The following is a 24,405-nucleotide window of genomic DNA, read 5'->3' on the forward strand; positions in this document are numbered from 1 at the left end:
CCAAATCAGACCGATTCGTCCGGTGCTCTCGGGGGCGCGGCCGCAAATGATGCGACGGCCGGGGGCTGCCGGAGCGAATTCTCCAGCGGGACCTGCGGGCCGTCGCCGTCGCGCAGCCAGCGGCGCAGGACGTGGTGGACCTGTTCGGCGCCGACCAGCTCGCCGCCGTCCGGCGTGGGAGGGGGCAGGACCACCGGCGAGAGGAGGAAGGGGCGGCCCTGGGCGCCGCCGAGCCCGCCGTGCGAGCCGATCTGCTCCTCGAAGGCGAGGACCTCGCCGTCGACGGGGTCGTACCAGGAGTTGACCATGATGTCGGCGGTGTGCGGGAAGGAGTCGGTGCGGCGCACGGCGTCGGCGGCACCCGGGCCGAAGTCGGCGAGCGGTCCGTGTCCGTCGGCGAGGTCGGCGAGCGCGACCTCGGCGCCGCGCGCCCCGAGCACGACCGCGCCGTGCTCCTCGCTGCGTACGAGGAGGAAGCCGATGCCCGGGTGGTTGGCGAGGGTCGCCAGCAGCGCGGGGTGGCGAGCGTCGATCTCCTCCTTGCTCATGCGGTGGCGCACGTCGGGGAAGGAGACGAGGCCGAGGTTGCCGGAGGCGAGCACGACGGGTTCGTGGTGGCGGCCCCGGCCCGCGGGCTCCTCCACCGGGCGGCGCAGCGCGGCCCGGACCGCGGAGCGGGCCTCGGCGCCGCTGTGGGTGCGGCGCGCCTTGCGCGGCACGGGCAGTCCGCAGCCGGCCCGCACCAGGTCCTGGAGGGTCAGTCCGTAGCGGGCCTGGAAGGTCTCGCCGGGGCTCTGGCCGTGGTCGGACAGGACGACGATGCGGTAGCGGCGCGGCGCGTGCTCGGCGACCTTCTCGATCAGCGCGAGCGAGCGGTCAAGCCGGGCGAGGACCTGCTCGGCGTCGCGGCCGAAGGGGCCCGAGTGGTGGGCGACCTCGTCGTAGGCGACGAGGTCGGCGTAGACGGCGCTGCGGCCGGCCAGCAGGTCGCCGATGACGGCGGCGACCACGACGTCCCGCTCGACGACGGTCGCGAAGGCGCGGATGAAGGGGTAGAGGCCGCCGCGCCCGACGCGCGGGCGCCGGCGGCGCAGCCGGGCGCGGGTGGACTGGCCGATCTCGCGGGCGACCTCGGCGCCGAAGGACAAGGCGGTGCGCACCGCGTTGGCCGGGTCGCAGAAGTAGGCGAAGTAACCCGCGCGCGAGCGGTTCTCCTTGCCGCGCCGGGCCGCCACGGACAGCACGAGCGCGACCTCTTCGGCGCCGCCGCTGAAGAGGTTGCCGCGGCTCGCGCCGTCGACGGTGAGCAGACCGCCGTCGCCGGTGTGCTCGATGGCGCGGCGCTGGAGTTCGGCGGCGCTGGTGGGCCGGTTGGAGACCTGGATCTCGCCGGTGTCCTTCTCGTACCAGCGGAACGCGGGGACGTCGTGGTTGGAGCCGTGCAGGATGCCGAGCTGGCTCGCGCCGGTCTGGCTCGACCAGTCGGTGCGCCACGGGGTGAGGCGGTGGACGCCGTCGCGCAGCCAGCCCTGGACGGTGGGCATCGTGCCGTCGCGGGCGGCGCGCAGCAGGATCTCGTGGCCGACGCCGTCGAGCTGGATGAAGACGGTGCCGGGGGCGGGCGGTCCGGCGTCGGGCAGGACGCGCCCGGCCCTGCGGCTGCGCCGGTCGGCCAGCCGGTACAGGCGCCGCCGGTAGGCGTCGTCGTCGCGGACGGCGAGCGAGCCGCCGGTCGCCGAGGCGACCGCCGACATCACCGCGGCGACGACGACGGCGGTCTCCGGGCTCACCTCGCCGCGGCCGTCCGGGACGAGGTGGAGGGCGAACAGCAGCAGCGCGCCGTTGAGGAAGAAGACGCCGAGGCCGAGGACGAGGGCCGGGACGAGCAGCAGGGCGCGCACCAGCAGGGGCCAGACCAGTGCCGACAGGAGCGCGAAGGCGCCGGCGCCGAGGGCGGCGGTGGTGGCGACGCGGGTGCCGCTGTCGCCGCTGTCGGACTGGAGCTGGAAGTCCGGCAGCAGCCCCGCCAGGATCAGCATGGTCAGGGTGCTCGCGGCCCAGACCGTGAGCGAGCGCCATGCCGTGCTCGCCGCCCGTCTCCACCGGCCTGTGGCCACGTCCCGGCTCCCCTCGCCCCTGTACCGCTGTGCGCTGCGTGTCGTCGGGCCAGGGTTTCATACGGTTTGGAGGGCGCCGGACGGCCCCCGCGGCGCCGGGCGGGGGCGGGGGTCAGCAGCCGTCGTACCCGGCCGTCGGCATCGACAGGCGGCGGTGCACGCGGGCCTTCATCTCCGTGTCGTACGCCGGCTCCGCGAGCCCCGCCGTCTCCAGGCGGACCCCGCGCCGCGCGCACTCCGCGGCGAACGCGTCGACCGAGCGGAGCGCGGCCCGCAGGACGCGGTCGCTGGGGGCGACGAAGACGTCGACCAGGCCCGCGTCGACGCCCGCCCACAGGATCTCGTGGTCGGGGCGCACGCCGTGCACGAGCAGTTCGCGGGTGATCACATAGCCGCGCTCGGCGGCCCAGCGGGCGCACATCGCGTGCTGGCTGCGGGAGTCGACCAGGAACGGGTCCGCGTCCAGCTCCTCCAGCGGTGTGAGGCTGGCGATCGCCGCCACCCGCACGGCCTCGCCGCCCCCGCCCGGTGCACCCACGGTGTCCCCCTCACCTCAGCTTTCCGCGTCGACCCTACTCCTGCACGTACGCTTCGGGGCAGTCGTACGCAAGGAGGCAAGGAGTGCCGGTGGAGATCACCTGGTGGGGTCACGCCACCTGCACGGTCGAGGACTCGGGCACGAGGGTGCTCACGGATCCGCTCTTCGCCCGTCGCCTGGCCCATCTGCGGCGCCGGCGCGGTGGGACGCCGCCGCCGGACGCGGCCCGCGCGGATGTGGTCCTCGTCTCACATCTGCACGCCGACCACCTGCACCTGCCGTCGCTGGCACGGCTCGCCCCGGGCACCCGGGTGCTGGTGCCGCGCGGCGCGGGCCGCTCCGTGCCGGGGCTGCGCCGGCTGCGCGGCCTGGAGATCACCGAGGTCGAGCCGGGGAGCCGCGTCGAGGCCGGCGGCCTCGCGATACGGGCCGTGCCCGCGGCGCACGACGGGCGGCGGCTGCCGGTGGGACCGCGGCGCGCGCCCGCGCTCGGGTACGTGATCAGCGGGGAGGCCCGGACCTACTTCGCGGGCGACACCGGGCTCTTCGACGAGATGGCCGAGGCCGTCGGGGAGGTGGACGTGGCGCTGCTGCCGGTCGGCGGCTGGGGGCCAGGCCTCGGGCCGCACCACCTCGACCCGGCGCGGGCCGCCGAGGCGCTGGCCCGGATCGGGCCGCGCAGCGCGGTGCCCGTGCACTACGGGACGTACTGGCCGATCGGGATGGACGCGGTGCGCCCGCACGAATTCCACACGTCCGGCGAGGAGTTCGTCCGGCAGGCCGCGCTGCGGGCCCCGCAGGTGGCGGTGCACTGCCTCGCGCACGGCGAGAGCGTGCGGCCGGAGGTGGCCCGGTGATGCTCGACGCCCTCACTCAGGTGGTGCCGACCGAGACGACCCGGCAGGCCGCCGGCTATCCGACGTTGTTCCTGTTCGTCGCGGTCGGCGCGCTGCTGCCGGTGATCCCGACGGGCGCGCTCGTCAGCTCCGCCGCCGTCGTGGCGTTCCATCAGAAGGCGCCCTACTCCCTGCTGTTCGTGTTCGTCACCGCCGCCGTCGCCGCGTTCCTCGGCGATGTGGCGCTGTACTGGCTCGGGCGGCGCGGGATGCATTCGAAGAACGGTTCGCGGTGGTTGCAGGCGCTGCGGTCGCGGGCGCCGCAGGAGCGTCTGGAGCAGGCGCAGGAGAAGCTCGCCGACCACGGGGTGCTGGTCCTCGTGCTGTCGCGCCTTGTGCCCGCCGGGCGGATACCCGTGATGCTGGCGTGCCTGATGGCGAAGATGCCGCTGCGCCGGTTCGCCCGCGGGGACGTTCCGGCGTGCCTGGCGTGGGCGCTGACGTACCAGGTGATCGGCCTCCTCGGCGGTTCCCTGTTCAAGCAGCCGTGGCAGGGGGTCGTCGCCGCGATCGCGCTGACCGTGGCGGTCAGCGCCGTGCCGGTGCTGTGGCGCAAGGTGCGCCGGCCGTCAGGCAGTCAGCACGCGTGAGGCGCCGACCGGCAGGTCCCAGAGCGCGGCGCGCGGCAGCCCCGCCTTCTCCCAGGCGGCTCGCAGCCGGGTGAGCGGCTCCATGACCGGCTCGGCCGACAGCAGGAACGTGGCCCAGTGCATGGGGGCCACGGCGCGCGCGCCGACGTCCTGGGCGGCCCGGACCGCGTCCTCGGGGTCGCAGTGCACGTCCCGCAGCCACCAGCGCGGCTCGTAGGCCCCGATGGGCAGCAGCGCCAGGTCGATGCCGGGGTGGCGGCGGCCGATCTCGGAGAAGTAGCGGCCGTAGCCGGTGTCGCCCGCGAAGTAGACGCGCTGCCCGGCCCGGTCGGTGAGGACCCAGCCGCCCCACAGGGTGCGGCAGGTGTCGGTGAGCGAGCGCTTGGACCAGTGGTGCGCGGGGACGAAGTCGAAGCGCACGCCGCCGAGTTCGGCCGCCTCCCACCAGTCCAGCTCGGTGACGCGGGTGAAGCGGCGGCGGGTGAACCAGCGGCCGAGCCCGGCGGGGACGAAGACCGGCGTGGCGCGCGGGAGGCGGCGGACGGTGGGCCAGTCGAGGTGGTCGTAGTGGTTGTGGCTGATGACGACCGCGTCGACGGGCGGCAGCGCGCTCCAGGCGACGCCGACCGGGGTGATCCGTGCCGGGGTGCCGAGGATGCGGCGGGACCAGACGGGGTCGGTGAGGACGGTCAGGCCGCCGATCCGCACGATCCAGCTGGCGTGGCCCGCCCAGGTGACGGCGGCGGTGCGGGCGTCGACATCGGGCAGCGGGCCGGGGGCGAACGGCAGCCGCGGGATGTCGGCGAGGCCCTCGGGGCGCGGCCGCAGCGCGCCCTCGCGGGCGAACCGGGCGAAGCCCCGCAGGCCGGGCAGGGGTGCGGTCAGCCGGTCGGCGAAGGAGCGCGGCCAGCGGCGCGGCGGTGCCTGGGCGGTGTCTCCCCCGCCGAGCGGCCGCGGTTCGGCGAGGGGAGGCCCGGACGCCGGGGCATCAGCCCGCTTCGCGGTTCTCGGTTCGGACGCCTGGGTCATCGCTCGGACTCCCATCCTTCGCCTGCGGGGGCGCTGCCCTGCGGCCCCGCTGTCTCCCTCGCCCCGCGCAGCTCGTCGAGCACGGCCGCCACCTTGTGCAATTCACGTGCCACCTGAGGCAACTGCAGAGGGTCCGATGCGGTGAGAGACGCCATGCGCTCCTGCGGGTCCGATCCGAGCAGCGGGCCCGTCGAGAGCCGGACCCGCAGCGCGGCCGGGTCGTCGCCGAAGCGGTGGCCGCCGGGGGCCGGCATGCCGAGCCGGGCGGTGAGGAAGTCCTCCAGGTCCTGGGCGTCGCTCACGCCGCGCGCGGCGAGCGCCGGGCGCAGCGGGCCGAGGTCGGCGTAGAGGTGCCGGCCCGCGCGCGGGGGCCGGGCGAACCCGCCGCCGGCGAGGACGGTGCGGTACGCGGCCGCGGCCACCTGGGCGTGCAGCGCGACGGCGGCGGCGCGGCGGGCGAGGACGGCCGCCGGCTCGTGCAGGACGTAGGTGGCGGCGGCCGCGACGGGGGCGGCGAGCACGGCGCCGGTCGCGGTGAGGAAGTCCAGGACGCGGTCGGCGAGGCGGTCGCCGAAGGGGGTCGGCGCGAACCGGGCGCAGGCCGCGGGCAGCGCGGGCGGCAGGTACGCGCCGGTCAGCTCGGTGAGGACGGTGACCTGGTCGGGGAACATCTCGGCGGGGCTGAACAGGACGGTGTCCGTGCCCGGGTGCAGGGTGTCGCGCCAGGTCTCGTCGCTGACCACGTGCAGCCCCTCGCCCGCGGCGGCCTCCACCGCCTCGTGCAGCACCTCGGGCGGCGGCACGGTCGCCGTGGGGTCGTCGGCGACGGACAGCACGAGCAGCCGGGGATCGCCGCCCTCGGCCCGCACCCGGCGGACCGTCTCCAGGAGGGCGTACGGGTCGGGGACGCCGCCGCACTCGGCGGGTGTCGGCACGTGGAACGCCTCGCGGCCCAGCAGCCGGGTCTGCGGCACCCACCAGGCCGGGCAGGGGCGCGGGACCAGGACGTCGCCGCCGAGCGCCGCGGTGAGCGCGAGGAGGAGGGGGGCGCCGCCCGGTGCGGCGGTGAGCCGGGCCCGCCCGGCGCTCAGGCCACGGCGCTCCCAGTAGCCGCCGGCCGCGTCGAGGAGGGCGGGCGGGCCGCCGGGCGGCTCGGGATGCGAGCGTTCGGCGGTGCCCGCGACCACGCCGGCCAGCTCGGGCAGGACGGGCAGCCCCGGCGCGGGCGGCGGCGGGCCGTAGCGCACCGGGCCGCGGCCCTCGGGCCGGGCCCGGCGGGCGGCGACGGCCCGGGGTTCCCGTGCCGTGGGTTCCGATGGCCGCATGCTGCCTCCGTGCCGTGTGTCGCGGTGCCGTCGCGGGTGCGCTGCTTCCAGCGTCACATCCCGACGGGCACCCGCGCGCGCCGTACTGCTGCCGAGTACGTACCCACGGGGACGGCTGAACAGGCGGGCGAGGCGGGAGGAGGCTGCGCCGGACGGGTGAGGGGCGGGGCCCGGAGCGCCCGGGGCGCGGGGTCCCGGCCCGGCGGCCTGGCCCTGGTCCGCGCGGCCGCTGCGGGCCGCTCCCCCTCACCCCGCCCCCGGCGGCGCTCAGGCGGCGTCGGCCAGGACCTCGTCCCGCAGGCGGTGGCAGCACCGGGTGAGCAGCCGGGACACGTGCATCTGGGAGATACCCAGCTGTTCGGCGATGCGGCTCTGGGTCATGTCGCCGAAGAAGCGCATGTAGAGGATCTGCCGCTCGCGCTCCGGCAGGGCGGCGATCCGCGGTTTGACGGCCTCCCGGTCGATGACGACGTCGAGCGCCGGATCGGCGGCGCCCAGCGCGTCGGAGAGCGAGTAGCCGTCGTCGCTGCCGGGCAGCTCCGCGTCGAGCGAGAGCGCCGTGAAGCTCTCCAGCGCCTCCAGCCCGGTCCGCACCTCGTCCTCCGTCAGATTCGCGTGCGCGGCGATCTCGGCGGTGGTCGCGGTCCGGCCCGGGATGCTCCCGGAGAGTTCCTGCTGCGCGAACCGGACCCGGTTGCGCAGGTCCTGGACGCGCCGCGGCACGTGCAGGGTCCACATGTGGTCACGGAAGTGGCGCTTGATCTCGCCGGTGACGGTGGGCACGGCGTAACTCTCGAAAGCGTTGCCGAGCGCCGGGTCGTAGCGGTCGACCGCCTTGACCAGGCCCATCGCGGCGACCTGGCGGAGGTCGTCATAGGACTCACCGCGGTTGCGGAAACGGCCGGCGAGCCGGTCGGCCATCGGCAGCCACGCCTCGACGACGTCGTGCCGCAGCTCGTCGCGGTCGGGGCCGTCGGGCATGTCGGACAGCTTGGCGAACGCTTCGGCCGTGTCCGGCGCGTCGTCGTGCGGGTGGCGTCGGCCGGGCTTCACCGGGTTCACGGGTGCGCTGTTGGGCGTACGCATTGGATCGCAACTCCCCTGGAGGTGCTCTGGGGTTCGGTGGTCACCGTGGGAGTCGCGCGTTGCTACGGCGCTGGACACACCCGGGGTCGATACCGAGCGGCATCTCTCCCACGGACGTGCCTCCAGTCCGAAGCACTCACCTACGCCTGCCCGGCAATCGTGGGACCAAACGCATAGCTTCGCGGTGGATGGGTACGAGGCCGCGCCGCCGCGTGCCGGAGCCGGTGGGGCGCGGTGGAAAGGGGCCGTCACCAGGGTGTTCCGGCCGGGCGGGCGGTCCCGCGGCGAGGCCCGGGGGGAGCCCGGGCCCGCCGACGGGCGCCGGCCCGGTGAGGTGGGTGCCGGGCCGGACGTCACCGGGTTCCGTCACGGCCGAAGGCGCCGGGGACGGCACGCGCCCGGCACCGGGGACCGGCCCACGGTGACGCCTCGACGGTAGCCCTGCGCACGGCCGGTCACGATCCGCCGAACGCGGCCGCTGTCCGCGGAACGCGGCCCGTCGCGCCGGGCGCGGCGGAGGCGTTCACGGGGCGGGCTCGCGCAGCGTGCGGGAGGGCGCGGCGCCGTACCTGGCGCGGTACTGCTCGGCGAAGCGGCCCAGGTGGCCGAAGCCCCAGCGGTGCGCCACGTCGCTGACGGTGGTGGTGCCCGGATCGGCGGCGACGAGTTCGAGGTGGGCCCGCTCCAGGCGGACCCTGCGCAGGTACGCCATCGGGGAGAGGCCCACGTAGCGGGCGAACGCCTCTTGGAGGCGGCGGACGCCGACGCGGGCCTCGGTGGCGAGTTCCGTGGTGGTGAAGGGGTGCTCGGGGCGTTCGCGTATCGCGTCCATGGCCCGTTTGACGGGCGCGGGCCGCAGCCCCCGGGCCGGGGCTTCGAGCAGGTCGCGGTCGCGGTGGTCGGCGGCGAGCAGCAGGCCGCTCACGACGGCGTCGCGCAGCGGCTCGGCGACCAGGGGGTGGTCGAGCAGCCGGGCCGGCGCGGCGAGGTCGTCGACGAGCACACGCACGAGCTGGGCCCAGGCCCTGCCGCGGCCGCGGGTGAGGTCGAGTTCCGGGCCGAGCACCACGGGGGTGCGCGGCGCCCGCCCGGTCAGCTCCTCCAGGCGGCGTTCGAGCAGGGCGCGCTCCACCTTCAGGGCGATGATCCGGCCGTCCCCGGCCCAGCGGTCCACGCTCGTGGAGCCGACGGGCTGGAACAGCGCGGCCCGGCCGCGCGGCGTCACCAGTGCGGGCCGGCCCGCCTGGCGCCAGACCATCGGGGCGCCGAGCGGGATGTTCACGTGGTACGCGCCCAGCTCGCCGCAGCGGACCCGGACATCGGCGCCGCAGGCGAGGTCGCCGACGGTGACGCCGCCGAGGTCCAGCGTCTCGAAGGCGGCGCCGAACCGGTCCGGCGCGGCCAGGACGTCCAGCCGGTTGGTGTAGAACGCGTCCCTGATCGCTTCCCCGGCCTCCTCGACGTCGTCCGTCCGCAAGGAGGTCCTCACCAGCGGTCTCTTCATGCCTCGGCCATTCTCGTCGTGCGCGCCCGACCACTCAGCGTACGGCGAGGGGCCTCGGGGTGGGGCGGCCCCGGGGCGAGAGGGTTCAGCGCGGGCGCTCCACGCGGCGCTCGTCCCAGACCGGCTCCGTCGTCTCCCGCACCCGGCCGTCCGCGCCGAAGACCAGGTACCGGTCGAAGGCGCGGGCGAACCACCGGTCGTGGGTGACGGCGAGGACCGTGCCGTCGAAGGACTCCAGGCCCTCCTGAAGCGCTTCGGCCGACTCCAGGTCGAGGTTGTCGGTGGGCTCGTCGAGCAGGAGCGCGGTGGCGCCTTCCAGTTCGAGCAGGAGGATCTGGAAGCGGGCCTGCTGGCCGCCGGAGAGCCGCTCGAACTTCTGCTCCGCCTGCGCGGTCAGTTCGTAGCGCCGCAGCCGGGACATCGCGGCTCCCTTGTCCTTGGCGTGGTCGCGCCAGAGGATGTCCAGGAGGGTGCGGCCCCGCAGTTCGGGGTGGGCGTGGGTCTGGGCGAAGTGGCCGGGGACGACGCGGGCGCCGAGCTTGAACTCCCCGGAGTGCGCCACGGACGTGTCCCCGGCGAGCAGGCGCAGGAAGTGGGACTTGCCCGAGCCGTTCGACCCCAGCACGGCGACCCGCTCGCCGTAGAAGACCTCCAGGTCGAACGGGTGCATGAGGCCGGTCAGCTCCAGGCCCTTGCAGGTGACGGCGCGCACCCCGGTGCGGCCGCCCTTGAGCCGCATCGTGATGTCCTGCTCGCGCGGCGGCTCCGGCGGCGGTCCGGCTTCCTCGAACTTGCGCAGCCGGGTCTGCGCGGCGGCGTACCGGGAGGCCATCTCGTGGCTGACGGAGGCCGCCTGGCGCAGGTTCACCACGAGTTTCTTCAGCTGCGCGTGCTTCTCGTCCCAGCGCCGGCGCAACTCCTCGAAGCGGGCGAAGCGCTCGCGCCGCGCCTCGTGGTACGTGGCGAAGCCGCCGCCGTGCACCCACGCGTCGGCGCCGGCCGGGGCCGGTTCGACGCTGACGATCTTCTCGGCGGAGCGGGCGAGCAGCTCGCGGTCGTGCGAGACGAAGAGCACGGTCTTGCGGGTCTCGCGGAGCTTCTCCTCCAGCCAGCGCTTGCCGGGTACGTCGAGGTAGTTGTCCGGCTCGTCCAGGAGCAGCACCTCGTCGGTGCCGCGCAGCAGCGCTTCGAGGACGAGCCGCTTCTGCTCGCCGCCGGAGAGGGTGCGTACCTCGCGGAACTGCGCCTTGTCGTAGGGGACGCCGAGCGCGGCCGTGGTGCACATGTCCCAGAGCGTCTCGGCCTCGTAGCCCTGCGCCTCGGCCCAGTCGGAGAGCGCCTGCGCGTAGCCCATCTGCGCGGCCTCGTCGTCGACGGTCATGATCGCGTGCTCGGCCGCGTCGACCGCCCGCGCGGCCTCGCGGATGCGCGGGGAGGCCACGGAGACGAGCAGGTCACGCACGGTCGTGGCGTCGCGCACGGAGCCGACGAACTGGCGCATCACGCCGAGCCCGCCGCCGACCGCGACGGAGCCGCCGTGCGGTTGCAGCTCGCCGGAGATCAGCCGGAGCAGGGTCGTCTTGCCCGCCCCGTTCGGTCCGACCAGGGCGACCACGGCGCCCTCGCCCACGCGGAAGGAGACATCACCGAGCAGCGCCCGCCCGTCCGGCAAGTAGTACTCGAGGTGCGCGGCTTCCAGATGTCCCATGGTCGTGCATTCTGGACGTCCGTGCGGGTGACGGGCAAACGAATAGGGTGCGCGAAGCTGGGTGCGGAGCCCGGCCCGGGGTAGGGGTCGTGGCATGTGTGCCGACTTCGACATCTCCAGGCTGCCGAGAGCCGCGGCGGAAGCGCCGCGGCCCGGGCCTTCCCTGCGCGGTCGGCTGGCCGCCCTCGACATGCGGCTGTTCGAGAACGCCGCCGAGCGGCGCTGGCCCGGCGCCGAGCGGATCCTGCCGGGCCTGAGCCGGACGGCCAACCACGGGGTGCTGTGGTTCGCCGCGGCCGGTGTGCTGGCGGCGACGGGTTCGCCGCGGGCCCGCCGGGCCGCCCTGCGCGGGGTCTCCTCGCTGGCCCTCGCCTCCGCCACGATCAACACGATCGGCAAGCGGTCGGTGCGCCGCACGCGGCCGGCCCTCGACGCCGTGCCGATAGTGCGCCGGCTCAAGCGGCAGCCGTTCACGACGTCGTTCCCCTCGGGCCACGCGGCCTCGGCGGCGGCGTTCGCGACGGGGGTCGCCCTGGAGTCGCGGGGCTGGGGCGCCGTGATCGCCCCGGTGGCGTTCTCGGTGGCGGCCTCCCGGGTGTACACGGGCGCGCACTTCCCCGGTGACGTGCTCGCGGGCGCCGCGCTCGGGGTGGGCGCGGCCTTCGCCGTCCGGGGCCTGGTGCCGACCCGGGACCAGATGCCCTCGCCGGGCCGCCCGCTGGTGGACGACGTGCCGGCGCTGCCGGAGGGCGAGGGCCTGGTGATGGTGGTGAACACCCAGGCGGGGACGCCGGAGCGGGTGCGGGTACTGCGGGACGCGCTGCCGCTGGCCGAGTTCGTGGAGTGCGAGGGCGCCGAGATCCCGGCCGCGCTGGAGAAGGCGGCGCAGAGCGCCCGCGTCCTGGGCGTCTCGGGCGGCGACGGCTCGGTCAACACGGCCGCGCAGGTGGCCCTCAAGCACGATCTGCCGCTGGCCGTGCTGCCCGGCGGCACCCTGAACCACTTCGCCTACGACCTCGGCATCGAGGACGCGGGCGACCTCGTGCGGGCCCTCGTCGGCGGCGACGCGGTCGCGGTCGACGTCGGCCGGTTCCGCTCGGACAAGGCGTCCGGGATCTTCCTCAACACGTTCAGCCTGGGCGCCTACCCGGAGCTGGTGCGCGAGCGCGAGCGCTGGTCGGGGCGGATCGGCGGCCGGCTCGCCGACGTGGTCGGCGCGGTGCACGTGCTCCGCCGCGACCACCCGCTCGAAGTCCATGTGCACGGCGAGAAGCGGCCGCTGTGGCTGCTGTTCGCCGGCAACTGCACCTACCGGCGGATGGGCCTGACCGCGGGCCGGCGCGCGGACCTCGCCGACGGCCTGCTCGACGTCCGCACCGTCAGCGGCGGCCGGCTGCCCGGGGTGCGGCTGCTCGCGGCGGCCCTGTCGGGCCCGCTCTCGCGCTCCCCGTTCCACTCCGCGACCCGCCTCACCCACCTGCACGTCGACGGCGTCTCGCCGGGCACCCCGCTCGCCTACGACGGCGAAGTCACCGAGTGCGGGCGGGAGTTGACGGTCGACAAGCAGCACGAGGCGCTGCGCGTGTACCGGCCGCCGAGCATACTGTGACCCGCACCCCGTCCACATGACAAGACGGGTGTCTCACGATCCGGCTGACGGGCGTACGTTGACGGTGGCTCCCCGGGGCGTCCCCGGGAGGCACCGTCGCGCCGTCGAGGCCGCACCGTGAAGGGGACCGGGCATGTCACAGGAGACCGCCGTCTACACCCACGGACACCACGAGTCCGTGCTGCGCTCGCACACCTGGCGTACCGCCGCCAACTCCGCGGCCTACCTGCTCGGTTCGCTCAAGCCGCACATGCGGATCCTGGACATCGGCTGCGGCCCCGGCACGATCACCGCCGACCTGGCCGCGCTGGTCCCCGACGGCCACGTCGTCGGGGCCGACCACGCGCCGGAGATCCTCGACCGGGCGCGGGCCACGGCCGCCGGACGGGGCCTGACGAACGTCGAGTTCACCACCGCCGACGTGCACACCCTGGACTTCCCGGACGACACGTTCTGCGTGGTGCACGCGCACCAGGTCCTGCAACATGTCGGCGACCCCGTCCAGGCGCTGCGCGAGATGCGCCGGGTCACCAAGCCCGGCGGCCTCGTCGCGGTACGCGACTCCGACTACGCCGCGATGACCTGGTACCCGCACTCCCCCGGCATGACCGACTGGCTGGACCTGTACCGCCGGGTCGCCCGGGACAACGGCGGCGAGCCGGACGCGGGCCGGCATCTCAAGGCGTGGGCGCTGCGGGCGGGCTTCGCGGCGGCGGACATCACGGCGACGGCCGGTACGTGGTGCTACGCGACGCCGGACGAGATCGCCTGGTGGAGCGGGCTGTGGGCGGACCGCACGGTCGCCTCGGCCTACGCGGACCGGGCGATCGAGGGCGGCCACGCGACGCCCGGGCAGCTGGCGTCCGTCTCCGAGGCGTGGCGGGAATGGGGCACGCACGAGGACGCGTGGTTCGCGGTCCTGCACGGCGAGATCCTCTGCCGCAAACCACGCACCCTCGCGTCCTGACCCCACCGCAAGCCCCCGTCGAGCCGCCCCTGCGGGCGCGCGACGGGGCCTGCCCCGGACCCAGCTCCTCACGCCCCTCCCGCGATGGGGGGAACGGGGCCCGGGGCGGAGCCCACCATCAAGCCCCTCCAGCGATCGGGGAGCCGGGTCCGGGACAGAGCCCCGTGGCCCGAACGGGCCCCGCCTACCTATCGCCGAGTCCGCCCGGCACTGGCGGCCGGCCGCCGCTCCTCGTCGGGTTCGTCGGACTCGACGGGTTCGTCGGACTCGTCGGACTCGTCCACGGCGTCCTCGTACTCCTCCGCGTCGCCCTCGTCCTCCTCCTCATACTCACCCTCGTACTCGCCATCGTCCTCGGCCTCCGCGTCCTCCGGCTCGTCCGCCTCATCGCTCCCGTACGAGTCGTCCGACGCCTCCCCCTGCGCCTCCTGCTCCTGCCCCTCCTCCTGGACTTCCTGCTCCTCCTGTTGTTCCTGCTGCTCCTGTTCCTCCTGCTCCACGGCGTCCTCGTGACTCAGGACGACCTCCCCGTCCTGGATCTCGCCGCGCCAGCCGTCGCTCGCCTCACCGCGCAGCGTCACGAAACGCGCGAAATGCTTGAGGTCGAGACGGGCCCGGCGGCCCTGGGCGCGCCAGATGTTGCCGGTCTTCTCGAACAGGCCCTTGGGGTAGTACTCGATGACCAGCAGGACCCTGGTGAGCCGGTCGGCCAGCTCATGGAAGGTGACGACACCCTTCGTCGTGCCCTTGGCGCCTTCGGACGTCCACTGGATCCGCTCGTCCGGCAGTTGCTCGGTGGTGTGCGCCTTCCAGCTCCGGTTGGACCAGAAGACCTTGAGCTGCCAGTCCGAGGTGACGTCGTCGGCGCGGCTCGCGTTCTTGACACCCTTCGCGAAGGTGCTGAACTCCTGGTACTGCGTCCACGAGTCGTACGCGGTCCGCAGGTCGACGCCGACGTCGATGAACTCCATGATGACGGTCGGCTTCTTCCCCGCACCGCCCTTGCTCTTGCCCTTGCCGCCGAGGCCCTTGAACGCCCCGATGGCCTTGTCCTTCAGGTGGCCCGCACCCAGTTCGATCGCGGTGCGCATCGGCCCCTTGCCCTCGGCCAGCTTGCGTCCGCCGTCCAGTGCCAGCTTGGCGAAGCCCGGACTGTTGCCCTCGGCGATATCGGTCAGCTTGCCGGTGGTCTCGCCGAGCTTGCGGCCCGCGCCGGCGAGCACGCGCTCGACCTGCGCCAAGGCGTAGCTCTGCAATTCGGACTTGAGGTGCTCGACGGCCTGGCTCTGAGCTATGCCGCCGAGTGCCTTGGTCGGGGAGTCAGCCATGGTCACGGCCTCCCTTCGCGGTGCGGGTCGCGCTGCCGGTCGCCTTCTTCGCCGCCCGGGGCGCCCGCGAGGCGGACCCACCGCCACCACCCTCCGCCCCGCCGCCGCTCGCACGCTTCGCGGCGCTCTTCTTGGCGGGTGTCTTCTTCGCCGCACCGGTCTTCGCCGCACCGGTCTTGGCCGAGGCGCTCCTCGCCGTGGAACTCTTCGCCGTCGCACTCTTCGTGGTGCGGGTGGACTTGCGCGGCGCCGCGGCGCGCCCGTCCGCCGAGGGCTTCTTGTTCCGCGCGCCGCTCTCGTCCTCGTCGCGGCCGCCGCTCTGTGCGTCCCCGCGCTCGTCCGAGGTGTCGCGCTCGTCCTCGTACTCCTCGCCGTCCGCGTGCGCCCCGTCCTCGCCGGCATCCTCCCCGCTGTCGTCCTCGCCTCGGCGCTTGCGTCCCCGGACGACGCCCGTCACCCGGTCCCCCGCGCCCCGCACGTCGTCCGCGTCCGGCGTGACGCCGGCGATGCGGTCCTGCACGCCCTGGGTCCGCGAGTGCAACCGGCCCGCGAGCCCCTCGAGCTGCCGCTCCACCAGCGCGCCCGACGCGGCCGTGCCGACGCCGCGCAAGTCCTGGCGGAGCTGGTCGCCGACCCCCTTGAACTGCGGGTTCTTCTCCAGTTGCGTACTGACCAGCTCGGCCAGCGCCTTCGGGCTCAGCTTCAGTCGCTTGCCCGCGACCATCGTGCCGACGGCGAACGCCAGCTTCATCTTCTTCGTGCGTCCGAGGATGTAACCGGCCCCTACCGCGAGGCCGAGAGCTATTCGGTTCACTGTGCCTCCACCCGGTCGAGGACCTGGTCCTCGCTACGGTCGAATGTCTGCGGGTCCGTTCACTTCGGTGCCGACGGGCTCCGACGGTCCCGGCTCCACGAAGCTGTACGGCGGGAGCGGGCCGTTGACCTTGAGTTCGACGTGCGCGTGCTCGCTGCGGGCCGTCTCGACCGCGGTGAGGAAGTGCTCGGCGGCCTTCCGGTCCACGAGGAACGAGACGTTGGCGAGCCAGCCGGCGCTCTGCGGCCCGTTCGAGACCGCGTCGGCGGCGGGCTCCAGGAGCTGCCGCAGGGTGACGGCGTCCTGCGCCTCACGGGCCTGCACCGCGGCCACGACCAGCTCGCCGAGGCGCAGCTTCTCCTCGTGGCTGCCGCCGCCCGCCCGCCGGTTGGCCTCGGTCACCGTGCGGATCTCGGCGTTCTCGGCCATCACCCGGTGCAGGACGGCCTCTTCGTTGTGCTGCGCCTTGACGTTGTACTCCACCTTGCCGTCGAGCGCCCGCAGCCGCTCGTGGTAGTGCCCGGCCCGCTCGGCCAGCACCATCGCGACGGCGTCGTCGTCGGGGGCGAGGCTGCCGAACCGCATGGGCAGCACCGCGCCGCCCGTGCCCGCCTCAGCCAGGATGTTCTGGTGCGCCAGCAGGTCGCGCCGCTTGGGCCGCAGATCGTCCGGAGCGTCGCTGACGACGGCCGTGAGCCCGCCTTCCTTCACGAGCCGGACCGTGCGCGGCGGTTCGCCGATCCCCCCCGCGCCGTCGGGCAGCGAGGGATGTCCGGCGCTCGCGATCCCGTAGATGTACGTACTGCTCATTCCTGCTCCCCCTTGCGGCGACTGGAGGTGCTGCGGGCGCGCCGCGCGGCGGGCCGGCTCTCCTCGCGCGACTGGTCACGGGCGCCCGAGATGGTCTCGGCGGCGCCGGACAGCGCGCCCTTGGCCTTGCTCTCGGTGCCCGACTCGTCCTTTCCGCCGAGGAGTTCCGGCAGGCCGGGGCTGCGGTTGGGCCCCGCCTCCAGGTCGAGGCGGTTGCAGGCTTCGGCGAAGCGGAGGTAGGTGTCGACGCTGGCGACGACGACGCGGATGTCGATCTTCAGGATCTCGATGCCGACCAGCGAGACACGGACGAACGCGTCGATGACGAGTCCGCGGTCCAGCACGAGTTCGAGTACGTCGTACAGGCCGCTGGTGCCGCCACCGCCGCCTGATTGCTGTGCAGGGACCACGGTCATGGAGAGTCGTCCTCCTCGGTCTGTGGTGTACACGGGTGAGACGGGAAGGCCGCTGCGGCCGGCCGACGGAGGCGCCGTCGGCGCTCGGCCCTGCCCCTCTCGTCACGTCGGTCGCGCCGTCGCACGGCGCGCACTGCCTTTGGGGTCCGGTCTCGCCCGGTGGCTTGCCGACGGGCCCGTGCCTCGCCCTCCGAGTCACCGCTCATCCCCCGACCAAACCTCAACCCTCCTCATGTGTGCGGGAATTGTGAGCGGCGAGGGGAGGCAGGGAGCGGCCGGGGCGTGGCAGCCGGGCGGATGCGAACGGCGCCGGAGACGGTCAGGGCGGCGGCCCACCCGGACAGGCCGGGGGCGGGCACGAGGCCGGGGGGGCACGGCCGGCGTGGCGCCCGCGTAACCGCGCGACCGCGGCCGCCGCTCCCGCGTACGGCGTCGCGGTCCGCCTACCCTCGCGCGCTCTCGCGCACGGCCTCGGTCAGCTCGGCCCGCGGCGCCTCCCGCACGGCCCGGGTCACCTGACCGCTCGGCTCCTCGTTCAGTCGGTCGTCCAGCCGGTCATTCCGTCGGTCGTCCATGCGTGCCGTGGTACCCGGGCACCGCGCCGGTCAGCGAAGGCGTGGTCCGGACGCGGGCCGGCGGCCCCCGAAGCGATCACGCTCGCGCGCCCGGTCAACTAGGCTCCCGCGTATGGAGATCCTGGGCACCACGCTGCGCATCTGCGTCGAGGATTTGGAGTCCTCGGTGACGTTCTACGAACAGCTGACGGGCAGCAGAGCGCTGCGCTTCGAGCGCGGCGGGGTCGCGGTCGCCGCCGTCGGCTGCTTCCTCCTGATGAGCGGCCCGCAGCAGGAGCTGGACGTGCTGCGCAAGGTGACGGCCACGGTCGCGGTGCGCGACGTGGACGAGGCGCACGCGGTCCTGACGGCGTCCGGCGCGCACATCGTCGCGGGCCCGGTACCCACCCCGGCTGGCCGCAACCTCATCGCCCTGCACCCGGACGGCTCGGTCTTCGAGTACGCGGACCGCCAGGCGCCCGCGGAGTCCTGAGCCGGGCCCGGCGCTCGCGCACGTATCCTCGCCCGGAGCGGTACGGCGAAGGACGGTGGGCGTGGCGGGCAGGCAGGCACAGGCGGGGCAGGGGCGGACGTCCCTGAGCGTGCGGGCGCGCGAAGAGGTGCGGCGGCGCATCGTCGACCGCCGCTACCCGATGGGCGCGCGGCTCGTGGAGCGCGAGGTCGCCGAGGAGCTGAACATGTCTCGGGTGCCGGTGCGTGAGGCGCTGCGGGCCCTGGTCACGGAGGGCCTGCTCGAACTGCTGCCGCACAGCGGCGTCCGGGTGCGGCACCTGGAGCGGGACGACGTACGGCAGCTGTACGAGGTGTGGGAGCCGCTGGCCGTGCAGGCCTCGCGGCTGGCGGCGCGCGCGGTGGCCGCCGCCCGTCCGCACGAACCGGCGGGCCTGGCGGCGCTGCGGGACCTCCTGGACCGGGCCGAGCGGGCGGCCGCGGCGGACGAGGGGCCGCGCGAGGTGGCGGCGCACACGGCCTTCCACGAGGAGGTGGTGGCCCTCGGCGGCAATCCGCTGCTGGCCCGCACGATGGAGCAGGTCAGCTGGCAGTTGCAGCTCCTGTTCGGGATGCGCGAGGAACCGGCCCATATGCGCGCGCAGCACGCGGAGATGTTCCGGCACATCGCGGCGGGCGACGAGGAGGCCGCGGCCGCGAGCACGCTGCTGCACGTCCGGGACAGCCGCGCGGTGGCCGCCAAGTCCCTCTTCGGTGACCCGGCCCTGCCCTCTTAGAGACCAACCGTCTCAACCACCAGTCGCCGTAGGCACCGGCCAGGGGATCTTGTATACCAAGCCTAGATGGAGAGGCCCGCATTCGCGGAATGTTCCCGGCACAAGCCGCGCATCGGGAGGAGTCTCTACTCCGGATCTTGCCGCGCACTCCCACTTGGTATACAAACTGTCGGGCCAGGCTCTCCTCCTCCCCGCAAGGAGCCCCCCATGTGTGTCGAGCCCGCCGAACCCCCTTCCGGACGACTGACCCGCCGCGGGGTGCTCGCCGCCTCCGCGGCCCTCGCCGGCACCGCCACCGCTGTCGCCGCCGCCCCGGCCGCCGCCTCGGCCCGGGTCCGCCCCGGCCAGGCCGGAGACCTCGTCGTCGCGGGCGGCACCCTGCTCGACCCCGCGACCGGTGAGGTCACGCAGGACGCGGTCGTGGTGATCCGCGCCGGCGTGGTGCACGCGGCCGGCCCCCGCTCCCGCGTCACCGTCCCCGATGGCCTGCCGCATCTGGACGCGCACGGCCAGTGGATGCTGCCCGGCCTGATCGACGCGCACATCCACCTCAACACCGCGGACGAGGCGCACACCGCCGTCCGGCAGGGCGCCACCAGCGCGCGCAGCGGTTCCACCAACTTCTACCAGGACATCGCCGTACGGGAGCTGGCCCGGCAGGCCCCCGGACTCGCGCCGCGGCTGCGGGCCGCCGGGGTCTTCGTCACGCCCGACCTCGGCGACACCGTCCTCGCCGACCCGGACCTGACCCCGCTGGCCCGGCTGAAGGACGGTGTGCGGTCCGCCGAGGCGCTGCGCCGGGTCGTCCAGGTGAACCTGGCGCGCGGCGCCGACGTCGTGAAGACGCGGGTCAACGAACGCGCGGGTCTGCCCGAGCAGGACCCGCTCGCCCAGGTGTACTCGCGCGAGCAGCTCGCCGAGGTGGTGGCGGCGGCCCGGCGCGGCGGCAAGGGCGTGCTGTGCCACAGCTACAGCGAACGCGGCTGCCACGACGCGGTGACCGCGGGCATCCGCTCACTGGAGCACGGCGTCTTCGTCAGCGAACGGACCCTGGGTGAGATGCGGCGCAGGGGCACGTACTTCACGCCGACCCTCACCGCCATCGCCGGTCTCGCCGACTCCGCCGATCCGGTCCTGGCCGAGCGCGGCCGCGCCTATCTGCCGGTCCTGAAGCGGGCGGTGCTGGCCGCGCACGAGCTGGGGGTACCGCTGGCGGCGGGCACCGACTCCTCGGGCGGGCAGATCACACCGATCGGCCGCGAGGTCGAGCTGATGCGCGCGGCGGGGCTGCCGGCGCTCGACGCGCTCCGCACCGCCACCACCGGCGCCGCCCGCCTGCTCGGCCTCACGGGCACGGCGGGCCGCCTCTCCCGTGGCCACGCCGGTGATGTCCTGCTCGTCCCCGGCGATCCCCTGGCGGATCTCTCGGTGCTCACGTCACCTGCCCGCGTGGTGCGTTCGGGTCTCGTCCTCTGATCCGCCCCCTGCCTCCGCCCCGCACCACACCGCACCACCGAACCCCAAGGAGCTTGTGGCCATGACTCCTCCTCCCCTCTCCCGGCGCGGTGTCCTCGCGGGCGCCGCCTCGCTCGGCGCGGCCCTCGCCCCCGCGGCGGCCGAGGCCGCCGCGGCGCACGGGCCCGGCGCGCCCCGCCCCGGGAAGGCCGTCATCTTCCGCGACGTACGCCCCTTCGGTGCGCGGGACGCCGTGGATCTCACCGTCGTCGACGGCCTGATCAGCGACCGGCCCGCACCCGGGGGCGCACGAGTCGTCGAGGGCGGCGGGCGCCTCGCCCTTCCCGCTCTCGTGGACGCGCACATCCACCCCGACAAGACCAGCTGGGGCGGCGGCTGGGTGTCGCGCAGACCCGCGAGCGGGATCGCGGAGTACTGCGCGCAGGACGTGGAGCTGTTCCACGCGCAGAAGCGGCCCGTCGGCGAGCGTGCGTACGGACTGATGGCGCACGCCGTGACCCGCGGCACCCGGGCCATGCGCGCGCACGCGGACGTGGCGCCCGCCTTCGGCCTGGCCGGTGTCGAGGGCATCGCCGAGGCGCGCGAGCGACTCGCGGACGCGCTGGACGTGCAGATCGTGGCGTTCCCGCAGCACGGCGTGGTCCGCGCGCCGGGCACGGCGAAGCTGCTGGAGTCCGCCGCGCGCGCCGGCCTCGTCGACATGATCGGCGGCATCGACCCGATCAGCTTCGACCATGCCCTCGACGAGCAGCTCGACCTGGTCTTCGGCCTGGCCGACCGCTACGGCGTCGGCGTCGACATCCATCTGCACGACCGGGACGAGAAGGGGACGAAGGTTCTGCGCGGCATCATCGAGCGGACCCGGGCGCTGTCACTGCGCGGCAAGGTGACGGTCAGCCACGTCTTCTGCCTGCCGTTCCTGCCACCGGCCGAACTCGACGCGACAGCCCAGGACCTGGCGGACCTGGACATCGCCCTGACGACGGTCGCTCCGAACGAGTCGCTGGTCCTGCCGATCGCCGGGCTGACGCGGCACGGGGTACGGGTCGGGCTCGGTTCGGACGGCGTGCGCGACTCCTGGAGTCCGTTCGGCGACGCGGACATGCTGCACCGCGCACACCTCCTCGGCTGGGTCACCGACGTCCGTCTCGACGACGAACTGACCGCCTGCTACACGGTGGGCACGCACGGCTCAGCGGATGTGCTGGGGCTGCCCCGGGCCGATCTCACCCCCGGTTCGCCGGCCGACTTCGTCCTCGTCCGCGGGGAGTGTGTGCCGCAGGTGGTGGTCGACATGCCGCAGCGCGACATGGTCGTCCACGCGGGACGCATCGTGGCCCGCCGGGGCGAACTGGTCTAGGGGCCGGGCGGGCCGGACCTCACTCCCCGGCCGGACGTGCTTGGGGCCGCATGCGGAAGTCGTACCGGGCGGGCAGCGGCTCCCCCGGTGCGGCCCGCGCCCAGACCTCGCCCAGGACCTCCGCCCCCTCACGCAGGTCCGCCACCTCGAACCCGGCGTCCAGCACCGCACGTGCAGCCGCCACCTCGCCCTCCGCGAGCAGCAGGTGGACCTCCAGGAGGCGGAAGCGCCCCCGCGCCCGGGTGGCCGCGGGAAGCCGCTCCCACACGCCCCGGGCCGCGACGGTCCGCTCGACCAGGAGCAGCGCCTCGATCGCCTCGCGGCCGAGCGCGGCCGTCGCCGCCCGCCACACCTCGCCCTCGTCCCGGCGCTCCGCGCACAGGTCGTCGAAGGCCGCGGCGTGCCGGTCGGCGGCGCGCTCCAGATGTCCGTCCGTCGCGTCGGCCACCGCGAGGCAGCGCAGGAACGGCCAGTCGGAGACGGCGAGTTCGAGGCCGCGCTCCCAGCTGCGCACCGCCTGCGCCCGGTCACCGGCGTGCCACTGCGCGACGCCCAGGTGGTACTCGGCGAGCGGCCGGGCCGGCGCCGTCTCCAGCATGTCCCGCCAGGCCGGGGAGGTCAGGCTGGGGCCGGGCACGCCGATCCGGCGCGGCTCGGGGAAGATGCCCGACTCCAGCAGCTCCCGCCACGGCGCCTGCTCCTCGCCGAGCGTCGACTCGTCGAAGGGCGTGCCCGGCACCTTGACGCCGGCCCGCAGGACCTCCAGCGCGCCCCACCCCGACCCCGCGGCGAGCCGTTGCCCCGGCTCGGTGTCGGCGTGCGGCAGCCACGCCTCGTACGCGGCCTGCACATCGGCGCGCGGCAGCGCCCGCTCCAGGCGGTCCTCGACCTCGCCGACGGCCGCGCCCCACTCCCCCGCGCCGTGGACCGTCCCGGCATCGGCGGTCAGCGGTCCGTACACCTCCAGCCAGCTGAACTCCCCCTGCGCCTCCAGCCGTACGTGCTCCAGCTGGGTGCGGGCCAGGCCCGCCTGGATCTCGGCGTAGCCGCCGGTGCCGGGCTCGGTCAGCCACTCCTGCCAGCGCCGGCCGCCGCTTCCGCCGCCCCACAGGAAGAGCTTGCGGCCGCGCAGCGTGTCGGTCGACGTCTGGACGAGCCCCTGCCCGCTCGCGTCGAGGGCGGCGATCCAGCGGCGCCGCCCGTCCTCGATCTCGTAGAAGTAGTCGGCGGGGAACTCGCTGTTGAGGGGGTAGGTGCGGTCGGCGCCGTCGAACCGCGGGACGGGGACGCGGCGCAGGGACCGGGCGTAGCCGAAGTGCCAGGCCTCGCGGGCGGGTGCGAGGACCCGGCGCTCCTCGGGCACCGCGATGTTCGACCACCAGTAGACGGGCGCGGGCTTCTCGTGCGGATTGCGGACGCGGACGCCCACGTAGAGGAAGTCGGAGTCCTCGGGCAGCCACAGGTCGACCTGGAAGGGCAGGTCGCGCAGGCGCTCCCACTCCCACAGGCGCAGCATCTCGGTGCCGTCGGGCGCGGTGACGCGGGCGGCATGCAGGGGCGCGCAGGAGAGGGTGGAGTGGCCGGTGGCGCCGATGTTCCACTCGATGCCACCGGAGAACCAGGCGCCGTTGAGGGCGAAGGCGGCGGGCTGGAACACCGGGTTGCGGTACAGGAGTTCGCGGCCGGTCGGCTTGTGGAACAGGGAGGCGACGCGGCCGCCGAGCCCGGGCAGCACCGTCGCCCGCAGCCGGTCGTTCTCGATCACGATGGTGTCGAGGTCGACCGGCGGGCGCTCCCGCCCGTATCCGTCGCGCAGCCGCTCGGGCAGAATGCCGCGCAGCGGCTGGTAGCCGAGCTGGCGGGCCATGTCGAGCGGCAGGTCCTCGGCGGAGCGCTCGTCGACCTCGTGCACCTGGTCCAGGGGCCGCAGTGGTGGCAGCGGGTTCGCCGGGCCCAGCGCCGCGCCGGGCAGGGTCAGTACCGCGCGCCGTACGACCGTCATGTCTGCCTCCCGATGCCACGGGGCGCGGCCCGCCCCCGATGACCATGGAACAGGGTCATCGGCGAGGTGACCAGGGGCCGCCCCGGTCAGGATTGCGCAAAGGCCGCCACGACGAGGTCGGTGAGCAGGGCGCCCGCGGTGCCGTCCGGGTCGAGGTCGGGGTCGTAGATGGTGACGTTCATGCCGACGCAGGCCGGGGAGGCGAGCAACGGACGGAGCAGGGCGAGGAGTTCGTCGGGGAAGAGGCCGTCCGCGTCGGGGCTGTCGACGGCCGGCATCACGCTCGGGTCGAGCACGTCGGCGTCGAGATGCACCCAGAAGCCGTCGAGCTGCGGGATCTCCAGGCCGCGGACGCAGCCGCGGACGACGTCGTCGACGCCCCAGGCCCGCAGCTCGCCGACGGTGACGTTCGCGATCTTCAGGGCGGCGAGTTCGGCGCGGTCGTCCGCGAAGGCGTCGCGCCCGCCGAGGAGCCGGACGTCCTCGTCGCGCAGGTACGGCCGCAGCCCGTCGAGGTCGGTGAGGTCCTCCTGGCCGCGGCCGGTCGCGAGGGCCAGCTCCTCGCCGCCGGCCGCCCCGACGCTGCGGGAGTTGCCCGGGTGGCGGAAGTCGGCGGAGGCGTCGACGGCCGCGAGCCCGAACCGGCCGACGCGGCGCAGTGCGAGGGCCGCGCCCAGCTGGATCGAGCAGTCCCCGCCGAGCACGAGCGCGAACTCCCCCGCCCGGACGTGCCGCTCGATCCGGTCGGCGAGGCGCACCGTGTACGCGGCGAGGGCGGCGGCGTTGAAGACGCCGTCGCCCTCCTGCCAGTCGCCCCGGTCGTAGCGGGGCGGGACGACGACCCCGCCTTCGAGGGCGCCGAGTCTGCGCACGATGCCGTTCTCGCGCAGCGCGCCGGCGAGTTTGTAGACGCCTGGGACGGTGCCCGGCGCGGGCGGGCGCAGGCCCAGGTTGGAGGGGGCGTCGAGGGCGACGATATTCCGCATGCCAGGCATCCTCACCGACGTAGGCTGGCGCTTTCAACAGTCC

The 24,405-nt window shown here is 74.7% G+C and carries 22 protein-coding genes; 8 read left to right on the forward strand and 14 right to left on the reverse strand.

Going from position 1 to position 24,405, the window contains the following annotated elements:
- Positions 1-5: 5 nt before the first annotated feature.
- Together ABZY33_RS17135 and ABZY33_RS17140 are read right to left on the reverse strand one after the other, a co-directional pair.
- Positions 6-2,117: an alkaline phosphatase family protein gene (locus tag ABZY33_RS17135; protein ID WP_356492391.1), complete on the reverse strand. Its 2,112-nt coding sequence runs from the start codon at positions 2,115-2,117 to the stop codon at positions 6-8.
- A gap of 112 nt (positions 2,118-2,229) precedes the next feature.
- Positions 2,230-2,655 carry a hypothetical protein gene (locus ABZY33_RS17140; RefSeq protein ID WP_356492392.1) on the reverse strand — a complete coding sequence of 142 codons (426 nt, stop codon included), beginning with the start codon at positions 2,653-2,655 and terminating at the stop codon, positions 2,230-2,232.
- 83 nt (positions 2,656-2,738) lie between these two features.
- Between ABZY33_RS17140 and ABZY33_RS17145 the strand changes: the two genes are divergently transcribed.
- Both ABZY33_RS17145 and ABZY33_RS17150 read left to right on the forward strand, forming a co-directional pair.
- Complete coding sequence (locus tag ABZY33_RS17145; RefSeq protein ID WP_356492393.1) at positions 2,739-3,512, forward strand: MBL fold metallo-hydrolase; 774 nt, start codon at positions 2,739-2,741, stop codon at positions 3,510-3,512.
- Positions 3,512-4,141 carry a VTT domain-containing protein gene (locus tag ABZY33_RS17150; RefSeq protein WP_356492394.1) on the forward strand — a complete coding sequence of 210 codons (630 nt, stop codon included), beginning with the start codon at positions 3,512-3,514 and terminating at the stop codon, positions 4,139-4,141. The genes ABZY33_RS17145 and ABZY33_RS17150 overlap by 1 nt, the downstream gene beginning before the upstream one ends.
- Here the strand turns inward: ABZY33_RS17150 and ABZY33_RS17155 are convergent.
- The 5 genes from ABZY33_RS17155 to ABZY33_RS17175 all read right to left on the reverse strand — a co-directional run bounded on the left by ABZY33_RS17155 (position 4,121) and on the right by ABZY33_RS17175 (position 10,793).
- Positions 4,121-5,170 (reverse strand): MBL fold metallo-hydrolase, encoded by a 1,050-nt coding sequence (locus ABZY33_RS17155; RefSeq protein WP_356492395.1) that lies wholly within the window; start codon positions 5,168-5,170, stop codon positions 4,121-4,123. The two genes, ABZY33_RS17150 and ABZY33_RS17155, sit on opposite strands and share 21 nt — an antisense overlap.
- Positions 5,167-6,495, reverse strand: coding sequence for a pyridoxal phosphate-dependent aminotransferase (locus ABZY33_RS17160; protein ID WP_356492396.1), 1,329 nt, complete (start codon positions 6,493-6,495; stop codon positions 5,167-5,169). Before ABZY33_RS17160 ends, ABZY33_RS17155 begins: the two co-directional genes overlap by 4 nt.
- A 267-nt stretch (positions 6,496-6,762) precedes the next feature.
- Positions 6,763-7,581 carry an RNA polymerase sigma factor SigF gene (locus ABZY33_RS17165; RefSeq protein WP_356492397.1) on the reverse strand — a complete coding sequence of 273 codons (819 nt, stop codon included), beginning with the start codon at positions 7,579-7,581 and terminating at the stop codon, positions 6,763-6,765.
- 523 nt (positions 7,582-8,104) lie between these two features.
- On the reverse strand, positions 8,105-9,070 hold the full coding sequence (locus tag ABZY33_RS17170; protein ID WP_356492398.1) for an AraC family transcriptional regulator: 966 nt from the start codon (positions 9,068-9,070) through the stop codon (positions 8,105-8,107).
- A gap of 100 nt (positions 9,071-9,170) precedes the next feature.
- On the reverse strand, positions 9,171-10,793 hold the full coding sequence (locus ABZY33_RS17175; RefSeq protein ID WP_356492399.1) for an ATP-binding cassette domain-containing protein: 1,623 nt from the start codon (positions 10,791-10,793) through the stop codon (positions 9,171-9,173).
- Positions 10,794-10,887: 94 nt separating this feature from the next.
- Between ABZY33_RS17175 and ABZY33_RS17180 the strand changes: the two genes are divergently transcribed.
- Positions 10,888-12,402 carry a phosphatase PAP2 family protein gene (locus tag ABZY33_RS17180; protein WP_356492400.1) on the forward strand — a complete coding sequence of 505 codons (1,515 nt, stop codon included), beginning with the start codon at positions 10,888-10,890 and terminating at the stop codon, positions 12,400-12,402.
- 133 nt (positions 12,403-12,535) lie between these two features.
- Complete coding sequence (locus ABZY33_RS17185; protein ID WP_356492401.1) at positions 12,536-13,369, forward strand: methyltransferase domain-containing protein; 834 nt, start codon at positions 12,536-12,538, stop codon at positions 13,367-13,369.
- Between the two features lie 188 nt (positions 13,370-13,557).
- Here ABZY33_RS17185 and ABZY33_RS17190 read toward each other — a convergent pair whose 3' ends face one another.
- The 5 genes from ABZY33_RS17190 to ABZY33_RS17210 all read right to left on the reverse strand — a co-directional run bounded on the left by ABZY33_RS17190 (position 13,558) and on the right by ABZY33_RS17210 (position 17,312).
- On the reverse strand, positions 13,558-14,697 hold the full coding sequence (locus ABZY33_RS17190; protein WP_356492402.1) for an SRPBCC family protein: 1,140 nt from the start codon (positions 14,695-14,697) through the stop codon (positions 13,558-13,560).
- The gene (locus tag ABZY33_RS17195; protein WP_356492403.1) at positions 14,690-15,511 is read right to left on the reverse strand and encodes a DNA primase; all 822 of its coding nucleotides are present in this window, start codon (positions 15,509-15,511) and stop codon (positions 14,690-14,692) included. The genes ABZY33_RS17190 and ABZY33_RS17195 overlap by 8 nt, the downstream gene beginning before the upstream one ends.
- A 33-nt stretch (positions 15,512-15,544) precedes the next feature.
- Positions 15,545-16,321 (reverse strand): GvpL/GvpF family gas vesicle protein, encoded by a 777-nt coding sequence (locus ABZY33_RS17200; protein ID WP_356492404.1) that lies wholly within the window; start codon positions 16,319-16,321, stop codon positions 15,545-15,547.
- Entirely contained in the window at positions 16,318-16,737 is a 420-nt protein-coding gene (locus ABZY33_RS17205) for a gas vesicle structural protein GvpA (RefSeq protein ID WP_356492405.1), read from the reverse strand. Before ABZY33_RS17205 ends, ABZY33_RS17200 begins: the two co-directional genes overlap by 4 nt.
- Positions 16,738-17,180: 443 nt before the next feature.
- Positions 17,181-17,312, reverse strand: a complete 132-nt coding sequence (locus ABZY33_RS17210; protein ID WP_356492406.1) for a hypothetical protein — start codon at positions 17,310-17,312, stop codon at positions 17,181-17,183.
- Positions 17,313-17,424: 112 nt separating this feature from the next.
- On the opposite strand from ABZY33_RS17210, the gene ABZY33_RS17215 reads away from it, so the two are divergent.
- The 4 genes from ABZY33_RS17215 (at position 17,425) to ABZY33_RS17230 (ending at position 21,374) form a co-directional block, all read left to right on the forward strand.
- Positions 17,425-17,784 (forward strand): VOC family protein, encoded by a 360-nt coding sequence (locus tag ABZY33_RS17215; RefSeq protein WP_356492407.1) that lies wholly within the window; start codon positions 17,425-17,427, stop codon positions 17,782-17,784.
- Positions 17,785-17,845: 61 nt separating this feature from the next.
- Positions 17,846-18,538: a GntR family transcriptional regulator gene (locus tag ABZY33_RS17220; RefSeq protein ID WP_356492408.1), complete on the forward strand. Its 693-nt coding sequence runs from the start codon at positions 17,846-17,848 to the stop codon at positions 18,536-18,538.
- Between the two features lie 207 nt (positions 18,539-18,745).
- Positions 18,746-20,014 (forward strand): amidohydrolase family protein, encoded by a 1,269-nt coding sequence (locus ABZY33_RS17225; protein ID WP_356492409.1) that lies wholly within the window; start codon positions 18,746-18,748, stop codon positions 20,012-20,014.
- Between the two features lie 61 nt (positions 20,015-20,075).
- A complete protein-coding gene (locus tag ABZY33_RS17230) occupies positions 20,076-21,374 on the forward strand; it encodes an amidohydrolase (protein WP_356492410.1) in 1,299 nt (432 codons plus the stop codon).
- Positions 21,375-21,393: 19 nt separating this feature from the next.
- On the opposite strand, the gene ABZY33_RS17235 is transcribed toward ABZY33_RS17230, so the two are convergent.
- Both ABZY33_RS17235 and ABZY33_RS17240 read right to left on the reverse strand, forming a co-directional pair.
- Complete coding sequence (locus tag ABZY33_RS17235) at positions 21,394-23,376, reverse strand: DUF5107 domain-containing protein (protein WP_356492411.1); 1,983 nt, start codon at positions 23,374-23,376, stop codon at positions 21,394-21,396.
- Between the two features lie 86 nt (positions 23,377-23,462).
- On the reverse strand, positions 23,463-24,362 hold the full coding sequence (locus ABZY33_RS17240; protein WP_356492412.1) for an arginase family protein: 900 nt from the start codon (positions 24,360-24,362) through the stop codon (positions 23,463-23,465).
- Between the last annotated feature and the right edge of the window lie 43 nt (positions 24,363-24,405).

The organism is Streptomyces sp. NPDC006552 (assembly GCF_040611655.1).
Classification (GTDB): domain Bacteria; phylum Actinomycetota; class Actinomycetes; order Streptomycetales; family Streptomycetaceae; genus Streptomyces.

Coding starts and splice junctions, on each gene's coding strand:
- ABZY33_RS17150 (WP_356492394.1), top strand. CDS start 3,512: ATGCTCGACGCCCTCACTCAGGTGGTGCCGACCGAGACGACCCGGCAG.
- ABZY33_RS17155 (WP_356492395.1), bottom strand. CDS start 5,170: ATGACCCAGGCGTCCGAACCGAGAACCGCGAAGCGGGCTGATGCCCCG.
- ABZY33_RS17160 (WP_356492396.1), bottom strand. CDS start 6,495: ATGCGGCCATCGGAACCCACGGCACGGGAACCCCGGGCCGTCGCCGCC.
- ABZY33_RS17165 (WP_356492397.1), bottom strand. CDS start 7,581: ATGCGTACGCCCAACAGCGCACCCGTGAACCCGGTGAAGCCCGGCCGA.
- ABZY33_RS17175 (WP_356492399.1), bottom strand. CDS start 10,793: ATGGGACATCTGGAAGCCGCGCACCTCGAGTACTACTTGCCGGACGGG.
- ABZY33_RS17180 (WP_356492400.1), top strand. CDS start 10,888: ATGTGTGCCGACTTCGACATCTCCAGGCTGCCGAGAGCCGCGGCGGAA.
- ABZY33_RS17185 (WP_356492401.1), top strand. CDS start 12,536: ATGTCACAGGAGACCGCCGTCTACACCCACGGACACCACGAGTCCGTG.
- ABZY33_RS17190 (WP_356492402.1), bottom strand. CDS start 14,697: ATGGCTGACTCCCCGACCAAGGCACTCGGCGGCATAGCTCAGAGCCAG.
- ABZY33_RS17200 (WP_356492404.1), bottom strand. CDS start 16,321: ATGAGCAGTACGTACATCTACGGGATCGCGAGCGCCGGACATCCCTCG.
- ABZY33_RS17205 (WP_356492405.1), bottom strand. CDS start 16,737: ATGACCGTGGTCCCTGCACAGCAATCAGGCGGCGGTGGCGGCACCAGC.
- ABZY33_RS17210 (WP_356492406.1), bottom strand. CDS start 17,312: ATGGACGACCGACGGAATGACCGGCTGGACGACCGACTGAACGAGGAG.
- ABZY33_RS17215 (WP_356492407.1), top strand. CDS start 17,425: ATGGAGATCCTGGGCACCACGCTGCGCATCTGCGTCGAGGATTTGGAG.
- ABZY33_RS17225 (WP_356492409.1), top strand. CDS start 18,746: ATGTGTGTCGAGCCCGCCGAACCCCCTTCCGGACGACTGACCCGCCGC.
- ABZY33_RS17230 (WP_356492410.1), top strand. CDS start 20,076: ATGACTCCTCCTCCCCTCTCCCGGCGCGGTGTCCTCGCGGGCGCCGCC.
- ABZY33_RS17235 (WP_356492411.1), bottom strand. CDS start 23,376: ATGACGGTCGTACGGCGCGCGGTACTGACCCTGCCCGGCGCGGCGCTG.
- ABZY33_RS17240 (WP_356492412.1), bottom strand. CDS start 24,362: ATGCGGAATATCGTCGCCCTCGACGCCCCCTCCAACCTGGGCCTGCGC.